Annotated in this window: 13 protein-coding genes; 6 read left to right on the top strand and 7 right to left on the bottom strand. The window is 72.1% G+C overall.

The window, feature by feature from the left end; genetic code table 11:
* Positions 1 to 335: 335 nt before the first annotated feature.
* The 3 genes from ACWC2B_RS21680 to ACWC2B_RS21670 all read left to right on the top strand — a co-directional run bounded on the left by ACWC2B_RS21680 (position 336) and on the right by ACWC2B_RS21670 (position 3,439).
* Positions 336 to 1,109, top strand: a complete 774-nt coding sequence (locus tag ACWC2B_RS21680) for an SDR family oxidoreductase (RefSeq protein WP_450718904.1) — start codon at positions 336 to 338, stop codon at positions 1,107 to 1,109.
* Positions 1,106 to 2,758 (top strand): class I adenylate-forming enzyme family protein, encoded by a 1,653-nt coding sequence (locus ACWC2B_RS21675; protein WP_450718902.1) that lies wholly within the window; start codon positions 1,106 to 1,108, stop codon positions 2,756 to 2,758. The genes ACWC2B_RS21680 and ACWC2B_RS21675 overlap by 4 nt, the downstream gene beginning before the upstream one ends.
* 84 nt (positions 2,759 to 2,842) lie before the next feature.
* Entirely contained in the window at positions 2,843 to 3,439 is a 597-nt protein-coding gene (locus ACWC2B_RS21670; RefSeq protein WP_450718900.1) for a TetR/AcrR family transcriptional regulator, read from the top strand.
* 85 nt (positions 3,440 to 3,524) lie between these two features.
* On the opposite strand, the gene ACWC2B_RS21665 is transcribed toward ACWC2B_RS21670, so the two are convergent.
* The 6 genes from ACWC2B_RS21665 to ACWC2B_RS21640 form a co-directional block, all read right to left on the bottom strand.
* The gene (locus ACWC2B_RS21665) at positions 3,525 to 4,748 is read right to left on the bottom strand and encodes an acyl-CoA dehydrogenase family protein (RefSeq protein WP_450718898.1); all 1,224 of its coding nucleotides are present in this window, start codon (positions 4,746 to 4,748) and stop codon (positions 3,525 to 3,527) included.
* Between the two features lie 9 nt (positions 4,749 to 4,757).
* Complete coding sequence (locus tag ACWC2B_RS21660; protein WP_450718896.1) at positions 4,758 to 5,780, bottom strand: phosphotransferase family protein; 1,023 nt, start codon at positions 5,778 to 5,780, stop codon at positions 4,758 to 4,760.
* Between the two features lie 128 nt (positions 5,781 to 5,908).
* Positions 5,909 to 6,229 carry a DUF202 domain-containing protein gene (locus tag ACWC2B_RS21655; protein ID WP_450718894.1) on the bottom strand — a complete coding sequence of 107 codons (321 nt, stop codon included), beginning with the start codon at positions 6,227 to 6,229 and terminating at the stop codon, positions 5,909 to 5,911.
* Positions 6,229 to 6,621, bottom strand: a complete 393-nt coding sequence (locus ACWC2B_RS21650) for a YidH family protein (RefSeq protein WP_100577397.1) — start codon at positions 6,619 to 6,621, stop codon at positions 6,229 to 6,231. Before ACWC2B_RS21650 ends, ACWC2B_RS21655 begins: the two co-directional genes overlap by 1 nt.
* Positions 6,622 to 6,722: 101 nt before the next feature.
* On the bottom strand, positions 6,723 to 7,238 hold the full coding sequence (locus ACWC2B_RS21645; RefSeq protein ID WP_450718892.1) for an NUDIX hydrolase: 516 nt from the start codon (positions 7,236 to 7,238) through the stop codon (positions 6,723 to 6,725).
* A 31-nt stretch (positions 7,239 to 7,269) separates the two neighbouring features.
* Entirely contained in the window at positions 7,270 to 8,166 is an 897-nt protein-coding gene (locus tag ACWC2B_RS21640) for a DMT family transporter (RefSeq protein ID WP_450718890.1), read from the bottom strand.
* A 166-nt stretch (positions 8,167 to 8,332) separates the two neighbouring features.
* Between ACWC2B_RS21640 and ACWC2B_RS21635 the strand changes: the two genes are divergently transcribed.
* Positions 8,333 to 9,988, top strand: a complete 1,656-nt coding sequence (locus tag ACWC2B_RS21635; protein ID WP_450718888.1) for an FAD-binding dehydrogenase — start codon at positions 8,333 to 8,335, stop codon at positions 9,986 to 9,988.
* On the opposite strand, the gene ACWC2B_RS21630 is transcribed toward ACWC2B_RS21635, so the two are convergent.
* On the bottom strand, positions 9,985 to 10,425 hold the full coding sequence (locus ACWC2B_RS21630; protein ID WP_450718886.1) for an ASCH domain-containing protein: 441 nt from the start codon (positions 10,423 to 10,425) through the stop codon (positions 9,985 to 9,987). The genes ACWC2B_RS21635 and ACWC2B_RS21630 overlap by 4 nt on opposite strands.
* A 185-nt stretch (positions 10,426 to 10,610) precedes the next feature.
* Here ACWC2B_RS21630 and ACWC2B_RS21625 point away from each other — a divergent pair, with 185 nt between their 5' ends.
* A complete protein-coding gene (locus ACWC2B_RS21625) occupies positions 10,611 to 11,561 on the top strand; it encodes a hypothetical protein (protein ID WP_450718884.1) in 951 nt (316 codons plus the stop codon).
* A gap of 74 nt (positions 11,562 to 11,635) precedes the next feature.
* Positions 11,636 to 13,231 (top strand): APC family permease, encoded by a 1,596-nt coding sequence (locus ACWC2B_RS21620; RefSeq protein WP_450718882.1) that lies wholly within the window; start codon positions 11,636 to 11,638, stop codon positions 13,229 to 13,231.
* Positions 13,232 to 13,301: the final 70 nt, after the last annotated feature.

Raw genomic sequence — 13,301 nt, 5'->3', positions numbered from 1 at the left:
TCCGCCGCGATGGGGGTCCCCCCTGTTCATGGGGGTCCCCCCTGTTCGAGCGAAGCCGAGAACTTGGGGGAGAAGCCGAGAACTTGGGGGAGCGAGCAACCACGCACGGCCCGCGGCCGAGACCGGGTTCAGGGGCGCGGGGAACTGCGCAAACCAGCCGCCCCGGTCCGCAGGTGACGCCAAGGGGCGCGGGGAACTGCGCAGCCGCTCATCCCACCCGCCGCAGGGGTGAGACGCGCGTGGGGCCGGGGGCGCAGCCCCAGGGGGCCCTTCCCAGGGGACATACCGACTGGTTAGTCTGTCGGGGCATTCGGCACGCAGAGAGGCGGGTCTCCATGAGCACGGGACAGGCGATTCAGGGCGCCGCGGTGGTCGTCACCGGCGCGGGCGGCGGCATCGGCGCCGCCCTCGCGCGGAGATTCGCGGCGGAAGGCGCCCGCGTCGTCGTCAACGACCTGGACGCGGACAAGGCCCGTAAGACCGCTGACGAGGTCGGCGGCATAGCCGTGCCGGGTGATGCGTCCGGCATCGTCGGGGCCGCCCGTGACGCGCTCGGCGGGGCCGTCGACATCTACTGCGCCAACGCGGGCCTGGGATCCGGCGGTTCGGAGGCCGCCCCCGAGGATGTATGGGCCGCGGCCTGGGACGTCAACGTGATGGCCCACGTCAGGGCCGCTCGCGAGCTGCTGCCCGAATGGCTGGAGCGCGGCGCCGGGCGGTTCGTGTCCACCGTCTCCGCCGCCGGGCTGCTCACCATGATTGGCGCGGCTCCATACAGCGTCACCAAGCACGGCGCGCTCGCCTTCGCGGAGTGGCTGTCGCTGACCTACCGCCACCGCGGCATCCAGGTCCACGCGATCTGCCCGCAGGGCGTGCGCACCGACATGCTGGACGCCACCGGATCGGCCGGCGACCTCGTGCTCAAGCCCACCGCGATCGAGCCCGACGAGGTGGCCGAGGCCCTCTTCGCCGCCATGGCCGACGACCGCTTCCTCGTGCTGCCCCACCCCGAGGTCGCCGACTACTACACGGCCCGTGCCGCCACCCCCGACCGCTGGCTGACCAGCATGAACCACCTCCAGCAGAAGTGGGAGACGAGCGCCGAATGACCTCGATCTACGCGGCCAAGCCCTGGCTCGCCCAGCTCAGCGAGGCCCAGCGGGCGGACATCGCCCCGGCCGAGACCGTGCTGCACTCCTTCCGTGCCGCCGCCGCCCGCACCCCCGAACGCACCGCGCTCGCCTACTTCGACGGCCGTCTCAGCTACGCCGAGACCGACGCGCTCTCCGACTCCGTGGCCGGGCACCTCGCCGCCCGGGGCCTGGCCCGCGGCGACCGCGTCGCACTCATGCTGCAGAACACCCCGCACTTCGTGATCGCCCTGCTCGGCGCGTGGAAGGCCGGGGCCACCGTGGTCCCGCTCAACCCGATGTACAAGTCGGGCGAGGTCGCGCACGTGCTGCACGACGCCGAGGTCAGCGCGCTGATCTGCTCCGACCGCGCTTGGGAGGGCTACCTGCGCGAGACCGCGGCCGACTCCCCGGTCCGCATCGCGCTGACCGCCTGCGAACTCGACCTCCAGACGACCAACGACGAGCGAGTGCTCGGCTTCGAGCGGATGCCCGCGCCCGTCGACACCGACGACCTCGTGGCCGTCGCCCGGCAGGGACTCGACGCCCCCTCGGGCCGGGAACTTTCCGCCGACGACACGGCGTTGATCAGTTACACGTCCGGCACCAGCGGCACCCCCAAGGGCGCGATGAACACCCATCGCGGCATCACCTACAACGCGGAGAGGCAGCGCACTGGACATCCGATAGCAGAAGGCTCGGGCTACTTCGCGCTCGCGCCGCTCTTCCACATCACCGGCATGGTCTGCGAACTCGCCGCCTGCATCGCCAACGCGGGCACCCTGATCCTGGCCTACCGCTTTCACCCGGGTGTCGTCCTCGACGCCTTCGCCGAACACCGCCCCGCCTACACGGTCGGCCCCTCCACGGCCTTCATGGCGCTGGCGGCCACCCCCGGCGTCACCCGGGAGCACTTCGCCTCCTTCGAGGTCATCTCGTCGGGCGGCGCGCCCCTGCCGCCCGCCCTTGTCGAGAAGTTCCGCGAGGGCTTCGGTCCGTACATCCGCAACGGGTACGGGCTGACCGAGTGCACCGCCCCCTGTGCCTCGGTGCCGCCCGAGAAGGAAGCGCCGGTCGACCCGGTCTCCGGGACGCTCTCCGTCGGCGTGCCCGGGCCCGAGACGGTGGTGCGGATCGTCGACCTCGAAGGCAACGAGGTGCCCTTCGGCGAGCAGGGCGAGATCGTGGTGCGCGGGCCGCAGGTCGTGCCCGGCTACTGGCGCCGCCCCGACGCCACCGCCGAGGCGTTCCCCGACGGCGAGCTGCGTACCGGCGACATCGGGTTCATGGACAAGGACGGCTGGCTCTACGTGGTCGACCGCATGAAGGACATGATCAACGCGTCCGGGTTCAAGGTCTGGCCGCGCGAGGTCGAGGACGTCCTGTACACCCACCCGGCGGTCCGCGAGGCGGCCGTGGTGGGCATCCCCGACGCGTACCGGGGCGAGAGCGTCAAGGCGTACGTCAGCCTGCGCCCGGGCGCCGAGGCCGACCCGGCCGAACTCGCCGCGTACTGCGAGGAGCGGCTCGCCGCCTACAAGTACCCGCGCGAGGTGGAGATCCTGGCGGAGCTTCCCAAGACCACGAGTGGGAAGATCCTCAGGCGGGAACTGCGCACCCAGGCGTAGCGCCCGTCGGACACGACAACCGCACGACCAGCACACAGCGAGGGGCCCGGCCCCTCGCGCACGTACGAGAGAAAGGTGGCGGCGATGGCCAAGGCGACGGACACAAGCGGCACCACCCCCGTCCCCCAGCGGCTGCTCGCCGCCGCCACCCGCCTCTTCGCGGAGAACGGCTACGACCGCACCTCCGTGCAGGAGATCGTCGAGGCGGCGGGCGTCACCAAGGGCGCGCTCTACCACTACTTCGGCTCCAAGGAGGACCTCCTCCAGGAGGTGTACGCGCGGGTGCTGCGCCTCCAGCAGGAGCGGCTCGACGCGTTCGCCGACGCGGACGAGCCCATCGAGCGGCGGCTGCGCGAGGCGGCCGCCGACGTGGTGGTGACCACCATCGACAACCTCGACGACGCGGCGATCTTCTTCCGCTCGATGCACCATCTGAGCCCCGAGAAGAACAAGCAGGTCCGCGCCGAGCGGCGCCGCTATCACGAGCGGTTCCGCGCGCTCATCGAAGAGGGCCAGGCCGCCGGGGTGTTCTCCACCGCGACCCCGGCCGACCTGGTGGTGGACTACCACTTCGGCTCGGTCCACCACCTGTCCACCTGGTACCGCCCGGACGGGCCGCTCACCCAGCAGCAGGTCGCCGACCACTTGGCGGACCTGCTGCTGCGCGCGCTGCGCCCCTGAACCCCAACCACCGCTGATCGGCGGCCAGTTCGCGGTGGTGGAGGGCTCGGTGCGTTCATCGAACCCTCCGCCGGAGCCGGTCCTTCTACAAGTACTTCTTCAGCTCGCGGCGGGCCAGCGAGCGCTGGTGGACCTCGTCCGGGCCGTCCGCGAGCCTCAACGTCCTCGCCGCGGCCCAGAGTTCGGCCAGCGGGAAGTCCTGGCTGACGCCACCCGCTCCGTGCAGCTGGACCGCGTTGTCGATGATGTCGACGACCGTACGCGGCGTGGCGATCTTGATGGCCTGGATCTCGGTGTGCGCCCCGCGGTTGCCCACGGTGTCCATCAGCCAGGCCGTCTTCAGGACGAGCAGCCTGAGCTGCTCGACCGCGACGCGGGCGTCCGCGATCCACTCCTGGACCACGCCCTGCTGGGCGATGGGCTTGCCGAAGGCCGTACGGGACACGGCCCTTCGGCACATCAGCTCGATGGCACGCTCGGCCATGCCGATCAGCCGCATGCAGTGGTGGATCCGGCCCGGACCGAGCCGGGCCTGGGCGATCGCGAAGCCGCCGCCGGCCTCGCCGACCAGGTTGCTCGCGGGCACCCGGGCGCCGTGGAAGACGACCTCGGCGTGACCGCCGTGGTAGTGGTCCTCGTACCCGTAGACCTGCATGGCGCGGCGGATCTCGACGCCCGGGGTGTCGCGCGGGACCAGGATCATCGACTGCTGGCGGCGCACATCGGCGCCCGCGGGGTCGGTCTTGCCCATCACGATGAAGATCTTGCAGTCCGGGTTCATCGCGCCGGAGATGTACCACTTGCGGCCGGTGATGACGTAGTCGTCAGCACCATCGGAGGAGCGCTCGATCCGCGTCTCGATGTTGGTGGCGTCGGAGGAGGCGACCTCGGGCTCGGTCATCGCGAACGCCGAGCGGATCTCCCCGGCGAGCAGCGGCTCAAGCCACTGCTTCTTCTGCTCGTCCGAGCCGAACTGGGTCAGGACCTCCATGTTCCCGGTGTCGGGGGCCGCGCAGTTGAGGGCGGTGGGTGCCAAGTGCGGGGAGCGGCCGGTGATTTCGGCCAGCGGGGCGTACTGGAGGTTGGTGAGCCCCGCGCCGTACCGCGCGTCGGGAAGGAACAGGTTCCACAGGCCCTGCCTGCGCGCCTCGGCCTTGAGGTCCTCCACCACCTGCGGGGTGTCCCACGGCGATGCGAGCAGGGCGCGCTGCTCGTGGGCGACGGCCTCGGCGGGGTGGACGTACTCGTCCATGAAGGCCAGGAGCTTGGCCCGCAGTTCTTCGGTGCGGGCGTCGAATGCGAAGTCCATGAGGGGCGGTCAGCCTTCCTGAAGGGTGGTGAGGCCGTGCTCGATGAAGACGGGGACCAGCTCGCCGATGCGGTCGAAGCCGGCGCCCACGGTCTGGCCGAGGGTGTAGCGGTAGTGGATGCCTTCGAGGATCACGGCGAGCTTGAACCAGGCGAACGCCGTGTACCAGGAGATGGCGGAGGTGTCCCGGCCGGAGCGGGCGGCGTAGCGTTCGACCAGCTCGGCGGGGGAGGGGTGGCCGGGCGCGCCGGCCGTCGTGGACACCGGCGAGTCGGGTATCTCCAGCTTCGCGCTGTACATCACGAGCAGGCCGAGGTCGGTCAACGGGTCGCCCAGCGTGGACATCTCCCAGTCCAGGACCGCCTTGATCCGGTCGTCGTCGCCGATCAGTACGTTGTCGAGGCGGTAGTCGCCGTGGACGACGGCGGGGGCGGGCGAGACGGGGAGCTCGCGGCCGAGGGCCGCGTGCAGCTCGTCGATGCCGGCGAGGTCGCGGTTGCGGGAGGCGTCGAGCTGCTTGCCCCAGCGGCGCAGCTGCCGGTCGAGGAAGCCCTCGGGCCGCCCGAAGTCGCCGAGTCCGACGGCCTCGGGGTCCACGGCGTGCAGCTCGACGAGCGTGTCGACCAGCGCGAGCACGGCCGCCCGGGTCCGCTCGGCGCCGAGCGGCGTGAGCTGTTCCGCGGTGCGGTACGGCGTCCCGGCCACGTACTCCATGACGTAGAACGGCGAGCCGAGCACCGACTCGTCCTCGCACAGCAGCACCGGCTCGGGCACCGGGACGGCCGTGGGGTGCAGGGCGCTGATCACCCGGTGCTCGCGCTTCATGTCGTGCGCGGTGGCCAGCACATGGCCCAGCGGGGGCCGCCGCACCACCCACTGACCGCTCCCGTCCGTGACGACGTACGTCAGGTTGGAGCGGCCCCCCTCGATCAGCCGGGCCCTGAGCGGTCCGCTCACCAGGCCCGGCCGCACGCGGTCGAGGTAAGCCCGCAGCTGCTCCGGGTCGAGGCCTGGCGGGGGGACTGTGCTCATGTTCGGCACCTCCGGAACGGGGTCGGCGTCCTGTCCCGACCCAGGCTACCGACCAGTCGGTATGCCGTCCAGGGTGGACCGTGCATCACGGCGTGACCAGAAGTGAACCAAAGGGCTGGGGGCGGGTGTCAGAACAGTACGGCGACGGCGAAGCAGGCCAGGGCCACCGTGCAGGCGGCCGTGGCGATCGCGGCGCGCGCCCCGAGGACCCGGGGGTGCGCGGCGCCGCTCAGGGTCTGGATGCGGCGGTGCGCGACGGCCAGGAACCCGAGCCACACAAGACCGCTGAGCGTCAGAGCGACGAGCCCGAGCGGAGAACTCCCCTTGTGCACAGCCTGTTTGGCGGCGAGCACGGCGGCCACCGTGCAGGACAGTGTGGTGCGCCGCCAGGCGAGCCGGGTCCGCTCCGGCTGGAGCCCCGGGTCGCGGGCGGGCACCGGCGAGGGCATCAGCCGGCCCAGCCGAAGACGACGACCACCACCATCACCACGGCGACCACCGCGACGGCGAGGCTCAGGAGCGTGGGGAACCGCGACACCGGCAGATCCTCGCCGCGCCGCATGGCCCGCTCGCAGCGCACCCAGTGGTTCACCGCCCGCAGCGCGCAAAGGACCCCGGCGGCGAGCAGCGCGAGGGCGAGCGCGACCCGGACGCCCCAGCGCAGGTCGGGCAGGAACTGATCGACCGCGAAACCGCCCCCGACCAGCGCGAGCGAGGTCCTGATCCAGGCCAGGAAGGTGCGCTCGTTGGCGAGCGAGAACCGGTAGTCGGGGGTCTCGCCCTCCTCGCCGATGCGCTGGGGCGCGAACCACAGCCGCAAGGTCTGCACGATCGTGATCACCCGCCGCACCCTACCCGGCGGCTCCTCGGGACAGGCCTCAGGAAGGCCGGTCGTCCAGGTCGCGGGCGCCCTCCGGGCAGCCCTCGGGGTCGGGACAGCCCTCAGGTCAGTTCTATGCCCCACGCGCGCAGCCGTTGCCAGGCCGCGAGGCCGTCCGGCACCCACTCCCACGTCCCGATCCGGCGCTCCAGCTCGGCGAGCGGCAGGAAGTCGTACCAGGCGACCTCCTCCACCTGCGGATTCACCGGGAGCTCGCAGCGCACCTCGTACACGGCCGACCACCAGCTCTGCTCGCCGTTCTCGTAGAGGAACTTGAACAGGGGCGCGGGCTGCGGCAGCCCGGAGACGCCGAGCTCCTCCTCGGCCTCGCGCAGCGCCGCCTCGTCGTACGACTCGCCCGCGCCGACCACCCCGCCGACGAACATGTCGTACAGGGAGGGGAAGACGAGCTTGTCCGGGGTGCGGCGGTGCACGAAGGTCCGGCCCGCCGCGTCCCTGGCCAGGATGAACACGCAGCGGTGCCGCATGTTGCGGGCGTACGCGTCGGCGCGCCGGGCCTGCCCGATCACGGTGTCCCGCTCGTCGACGATGTCCAGGATTTCGTCAGCCGGGTTCATGAGGCCATGAAACCATCGCCCGGCGTGCGCCTCAGTGCGGCTGGAGGTCGCGGGTCTCTTCCTTCGGCGCCGTGCCCGACGGCATCGCCGGGTGCAGTCCGAGCAGCACGATCCCCGTCACGATCGCCGCGAGCCCGGCCGCCTCCCAGGCCAGCGCGCCCGAGTCGGTACGCAGCCGGTCTCCGAGGAAGCCGACCCCGCAGGCGATCCCCGCGAGCGGCTGGGCGGCCGTCAGGGCGGGCAGCGACATCCGCAGCGGGGCCGTCTCGAAGGCGCTCTGGACCATGACCAGACCGGTCACGCCGAGCGCGATCACCCCGTACGGCTGCCAGCTCGTCATCAGCTCCGCCCAGCCGCCGGCCGACAGGCGCTGGCCGCTGATCCGGGTCAGCGCGTCCTGGAGGCCGTACAGCAGGCCCGCGGCGACGGCCAGCATCACCGGGGCCGCGACGCTCAGCCGGTCGTGCTTGGCGAGGCCCGCCAGCATCAGGGCGATGCCGACCACCAGGCCCACGATCAGCCAGTGCCGCAGCGCCCCCGCCTCCGAGACGCTGCCGTGCGGCTGGCCCGCGACGATGAACGCGGTCACCCCGCCCGCGAGCAGCGCGAGCCCCGCCCAGCCCTGGCGGCCCAGCGGCTGGCGGGTCCAGAGTCTGGACAGCCACATCGCGAAGAACAGGTTGGTGGCCACCAGCGGCTCGACGAGCGAGACCTCGCCCCAGCCCAGCGCGAGCGCGCTCAGCACCATGCCCGCCACCATCAGGCCTATCCCGGCCAGCCAGCGCGGCATCCGCACCAGGTCGAGCAGCAGCCGCGGCGACATGAAGTCGCTCAGGGGGGCGTGCTGCGCCGCGTTCTGCTGCAGCACGAAGCCCGAGCCCAGACAACATGCTGCGCTCACGGCGAGGACGAGGACCAGAACCGACACGACGTACACCTCAAGTACGGCCGGGGGGTGCCAACTTGGCCGACGATAGCGTCCCCGGGGCGCGGATGCCTCCCGGGTGCCCGCACCCGGGCGGTTGACGCCGGGTGACTGCCCACCGAAGATCTGACGCACGGGTAACTTGGCGGACGAGCGGAGTGAGCGGCCCATGGCGTACGACGCCGATGTGATCGTGGTCGGGGCGGGGCTCGCGGGCCTGGTGGCAACGGCCGAGCTGGCGGACGCCGGCAAGAAGGTGATCCTGCTCGACCAGGAGCCCGAGCAGTCGCTCGGCGGCCAGGCCCACTGGTCCTTCGGCGGGCTCTTCCTGGTGGACTCGCCCGAGCAGCGCCGCATGCGGATCAAGGACAGCCGGGCCCTCGCGCTCCAGGACTGGTACGGCACGGCCGGCTTCGACCGGGACGAGGACCACTGGCCGCGCAAGTGGGCCGAGGCGTACGTCGACTTCGCGGCCGGCGAGAAGCGGGCGTGGCTGCACGCCCAGGGGGTCCGCTTCTTCCCCGTGGTGGGCTGGGCCGAGCGGGGCGGTTACGACGCCAACGGGCATGGCAACTCCGTTCCCCGCTTCCACATCACCTGGGGCACCGGGCCGGGCATCGTGGCCCCGTTCGAGCGGAGGGTGCGGGAGGCCGCCGCCCGGGGGCTTGTTCAGTTCGGGTTCAGGCACCGGGTGACGGGCCTCGGACGCACCGCCGGGACCGTCGACACCGTGACCGGCGAGATCCTGGAGCCGTCCGGCGCCGAACGAGGGACCGCGTCCACCCGGACCGCGACCGGCTCCTTCGAGCTTAAGGCGCAGGCGGTCATAGTGACCAGCGGCGGCATCGGAGGCAACCACGACCTCGTGAGGTCGCAGTGGCCCCAGCGGCTCGGCACCCCGCCCGAGCACATGCTCTCCGGCGTGCCCGCCCATGTGGACGGTCTCATGCTGGGCATCGCGGAGCAGGCCGGCGCCCATCACATCAACCGCGACCGGATGTGGCACTACACCGAGGGCATCCAGAACTGGAACCCCATCTGGGCCCGGCACGGCATCCGCATCCTGCCCGGCCCCTCCTCGCTCTGGCTGGACGCACGCGGCAACCGGCTGCCCGTTCCGCTCTTCCCCGGCTTCGACACCCTCGGCACGCTCGACCACATCATGAAGACCGGCCACGACTACACGTGGTTCGTGCTCGACCAGAAGATCATCGGCAAGGAGTTCGCGCTCTCGGGCTCCGAGCAGAACCCCGACCTCACCGGCAAGTCCGTACGGGGTGTCATCGGGCGGGCCCGGGCCGATGTGCCGGGCCCGGTGAAGGCGTTCATGGACCACGGCGCCGACTTCGTCGTGGAGAGGGACCTGGCCTCGCTGGTGCGCGGCATGAACGCGCTCACCAAGGAGCCCCTGATCGACGAGGCCGCGCTGCGCCGCGAGATCGTGGCCCGCGACCGCGAGATCGCCAACCCGTTCACCAAGGACCTCCAGGTCACCGCCATCCGGGGGGCGCGCAACTACCTCGGCGACAAGCTCATCCGCACCGCGACCCCGCACCGCATCCTGGACCCGAAGGCGGGCCCGCTGATCGCGGTCAAGCTGCACATCCTGACCCGCAAGTCGCTCGGCGGCCTGGAGACCGACCTCTCCTCCCGCGTGCTCACCGCAGGCGGCGAACCGCTGCCGGGCGTGTACGCGGCGGGGGAGGCGGCCGGCTTCGGCGGCGGAGGCGTCCACGGCTACCGCTCCCTGGAGGGCACCTTCCTCGGCGGCTGCATCTTCTCGGGCCGAGCGGCGGGCAGGGCGGCGGCGAAGGCGGTGTCCTAGGACCTGCCCGGTGACGTCACCCGCTCCACCAGCCGGAACCGGGTGGCGATGACCAGGGTCTCGTCGGTGACCTCGAAGGACGGGTCGCCGACGGCCTCCAGCGTCTCGGGGCCGCGCCAGAACTTCTCGTGGTTGGCCCGCCACCCGGCCAGGGTCTCGTCCCCCTCGCCCTCGTCGATCGCGTGCTGGAGGTCGACCTCGGCCAGGGGCAGGACCCGTACATCGGTCACCTCGATCACGGCGACCGCCTCGCCCGCCGAGTCGATGAGGCGGCTGCGTCCGCCGACGTGCGGCAGGGGATCGCCCGCGTGCTCATAGTCGGCGAGCAGCCCGGTCGTCGAGGTCTTCGCGCCGCTGAGCACCGCCGACACCAGCTGGTCACGCAGGGGACCCGGAAAGGCCAACAGGAATTCGGGCAGGGCCTCTTGTTCGCTCATGGGCTCAGCCTATGCGGGTCGCCGGTCCCTCAACTCCCTTGAACAAGACTCACGTTCGCCGGAACGCAAGGGCCGAACGACCTTGACGCGGAGCACCCCGTACCGCTTTGCTGTCGGCGACCATCGCGCATGTGTTCAGCGCACATCTATGCCCCCGTGGCATCGCCCCCACAGGAAGTACGCGGATGTCCCCGCCTCCGCCCCCGCTCGGCCGCCCCCGCCGATGGGGCAGCCGGTCGTTCGATCCGGCGCTCGACGACACCGAACTCGCCACGGTCCGGGACCAGTTGGCGCAGGGCCGGTGGACCAGGGTCCGCTCGCTGCTCGGTGCGACCGGCGACGACTGGGACCGTCGCGGCCACCGGCTCACGGTGCTCGCCGAGCCCGCCACCAGCGCCGTCTGGGCCCGCGAATGGCTCCTCGCCGAACCCGACAGCGCGGATGCCGCGGCCCTGTTCGCCTGCGCCGGCGTCCAGCGGTGCTTGCGCGGCAAGGAGTCCGAGGACCGCGCCCGCTGGGCCTGCCTGACCGCGGCCGGGCGCGCCCCCGCCGACCCCACCCCCTGGCTCGCCCTGCTCGCGCTGGCCCGCGCGCTCGGCACCGAGGACGAGACGGTGCGCGCCTTCGAGGAGGTGCGCGCCCGCCACCCCGAACACCACCACGCCCACCACCTGATGGCCGCCCGGCTCGCGGAACGCCGCCCGGGCGACGGCCCCGACCCGCTGCACGAGGTGTACGACTTCGCCACCGCCTCGGCCGCCCGGGCCCCCGCCGACTCCCCGCTCGCCCTGCTCCCGCTGATCGCCCACGCCGAGCGCTACCGGGTGCTCGCCGCTGCCGGGGGCCGGCCGGGTGACCCCGCCGCGTCCGGGCACTGGACCGGCCGCCGGGCCGGCCAGGTGATCAGGACCGCGTTCGACTGGTGGCTGGAATGGGAGCGCGAGGACCACCCCAGGGCCGGCATCGACCTCAACTTCCTCGCCCACGCGAAGCATTGCGAAGGCCGCACCGCCGAGGCCGCCGCCCTGTTCCACCGCATCGGGCGCCACATCACCCCGGCGCCCTGGTCCTACCCCGACCGAGACCCCTACCGCGCCTTCCACGCCGCGCGCAGCGCCGCGCTCGGTTCCGTGTAGCGCGCGGCCCCGGCCCGCATCATGGCCGCACCCCCGTCCTGTTCCGAAGGCAGTACCGAAAGGGCAGACCCCGCATGCCGAGCCAGACCAGCGAGACCGAGATCAGAACGTACAAGGGCCAGGACCGGGCGTTGCGTGCCGACCGCCTCGGCACGCCGGGACTGCTGCTCTCGGTCCTCGCGGCGAGCGCGCCCCTGATGGTCGTGGCCGGGGTGATGCCCACCGCGTTCGCCGCGATGGGCGTCGTCGGGCAGCCGTTGCTCTTCCTGATCCTCGGCGCGGTCCTCGCCCTGTTCAGCGTCGGGTACGCCGAGATGAGCCGCCATGTCCACAACGCGGGCGCGTTCTACGCGTACATCGCGCGCGGCCTCGGTCCGACCGTCGGCGCCGCCGCGGCCTATGTGGCCCTCGCCGCCTACAGCGCGCTCCAGGTCGGCATCTACGGCATGTTCGGCTTCGAGGTGTCCAGCTTGCTCGACACCCACTTCCACGTCGGCATCGACTGGTGGGTGCCCGCGCTGCTCGCGGTCGCCCTCGTCGGCGCGCTGGCCTGGCTGAAGATCGACCTCAACGCCAAGGTGCTCGGGGTGCTCCTGGTCCTTGAGGTCGTGATGGTCGTCGTCTTCGACGGCGCGGCCATGGCGAAACCGGCCGCCGACGGGCTCTCGCTGCACGCCTTCAACCCGCACAGCCTGACTGCGGGCGGCAGCGTCGGCATCGCCCTGTGCTTCTGCATCGCCGCGTTCACCGGCTTCGAACAGGCCCCGGTGTACGCCGAGGAGACCAGCCGCCCGCACGTCGTCGTCAAGCGCGTCATGTTCCTCGCCGTCGGCTTCGTCGCGGTCTTCTTCGCACTGAGCTCATGGGCGCTCACGCTGGCGACGGGCCCGCGCGACATCGTGGACTCCGCCCAGAAGCAGGGCCCCGGGCTGCTGTTCGCGCTGGCCGGCAAGAACCTCGGCGGCACGTTCACCGACGTTCTGCACGTCCTGTTCGTGACCGGCATGTTCGCGGCGCTGCTCAGCTTCCACAACGTGGTCGCGCGGTACGTCTTCGCCATGGGCCGCGAGGGGCTGCTGCCCGCCGGCTTCGGCCGTACCAGCAGCGCCAGCGGCGCCCCGGCGGGCGGTTCGCTGCTCCAGACCGTCATCTCGGTGGTCGTCGTGGCGGCCTTCGCGCTCACCGACCACTGGCCGGCCGGCGACCCCACCGCCCCAGTCATGCACCTGTTCACCTGGATGGGCAACGTCGGCGCGCTCGGCGTCATCCTCCTGATGGCCGCGGCCTCGCTCGCCGTGATCGTCTTCTTCGTACGCCGGGGGGCGGCCGGGGCCCAGCTGTGGCGGCTGCTCGCCGCGGGCGCCGCGGGCATCGCGCTGCTCGGCATCGCCGCGTACACCGTCAAGCAGTTCCACGTGCTGGTCGGCGCGGGCCCGGACGACGCGCTCAACTGGGTGCTGCCCGGGATCATCGTCCTCGCGCTGTTGGTGGGCCTGGGCTACGGCCTGATGCTGCGGGCGCGCAAGCCCGAGGTGCACGCCCGGATCGGCCTGGGCAACGAGGCCTTCCAACTGGAGCGGACGGCCGCCGCCGAGCGCGGCGCCCAGGGCGCGGTGCCGAGAAGCCGCGAGCCCGAGGAGCGGGAGTCGGGCCGCGGCGCCGAGCTGTGAGCCGGCTCCGGGAGTTCTGACGGAACGGTGACGTACGGCCGGAGCCCCTGGCAGGACCGGCCCCGGGGTG

This window comes from Streptomyces sp. NPDC001415 (assembly GCF_053597395.1).
Note: the sequence above shows the minus strand (reverse complement) of the source record. Positions and strands in the feature narration are given on the sequence as shown.

Coding starts and splice junctions, on each gene's coding strand:
- ACWC2B_RS21680 (WP_450718904.1), top strand. CDS start 336: ATGAGCACGGGACAGGCGATTCAGGGCGCCGCGGTGGTCGTCACCGGC.
- ACWC2B_RS21675 (WP_450718902.1), top strand. CDS start 1,106: ATGACCTCGATCTACGCGGCCAAGCCCTGGCTCGCCCAGCTCAGCGAG.
- ACWC2B_RS21670 (WP_450718900.1), top strand. CDS start 2,843: ATGGCCAAGGCGACGGACACAAGCGGCACCACCCCCGTCCCCCAGCGG.
- ACWC2B_RS21665 (WP_450718898.1), bottom strand. CDS start 4,748: ATGGACTTCGCATTCGACGCCCGCACCGAAGAACTGCGGGCCAAGCTC.
- ACWC2B_RS21660 (WP_450718896.1), bottom strand. CDS start 5,780: ATGAGCACAGTCCCCCCGCCAGGCCTCGACCCGGAGCAGCTGCGGGCT.
- ACWC2B_RS21655 (WP_450718894.1), bottom strand. CDS start 6,229: ATGCCCTCGCCGGTGCCCGCCCGCGACCCGGGGCTCCAGCCGGAGCGG.
- ACWC2B_RS21645 (WP_450718892.1), bottom strand. CDS start 7,238: ATGAACCCGGCTGACGAAATCCTGGACATCGTCGACGAGCGGGACACC.
- ACWC2B_RS21635 (WP_450718888.1), top strand. CDS start 8,333: ATGGCGTACGACGCCGATGTGATCGTGGTCGGGGCGGGGCTCGCGGGC.
- ACWC2B_RS21630 (WP_450718886.1), bottom strand. CDS start 10,425: ATGAGCGAACAAGAGGCCCTGCCCGAATTCCTGTTGGCCTTTCCGGGT.
- ACWC2B_RS21625 (WP_450718884.1), top strand. CDS start 10,611: ATGTCCCCGCCTCCGCCCCCGCTCGGCCGCCCCCGCCGATGGGGCAGC.
- ACWC2B_RS21620 (WP_450718882.1), top strand. CDS start 11,636: ATGCCGAGCCAGACCAGCGAGACCGAGATCAGAACGTACAAGGGCCAG.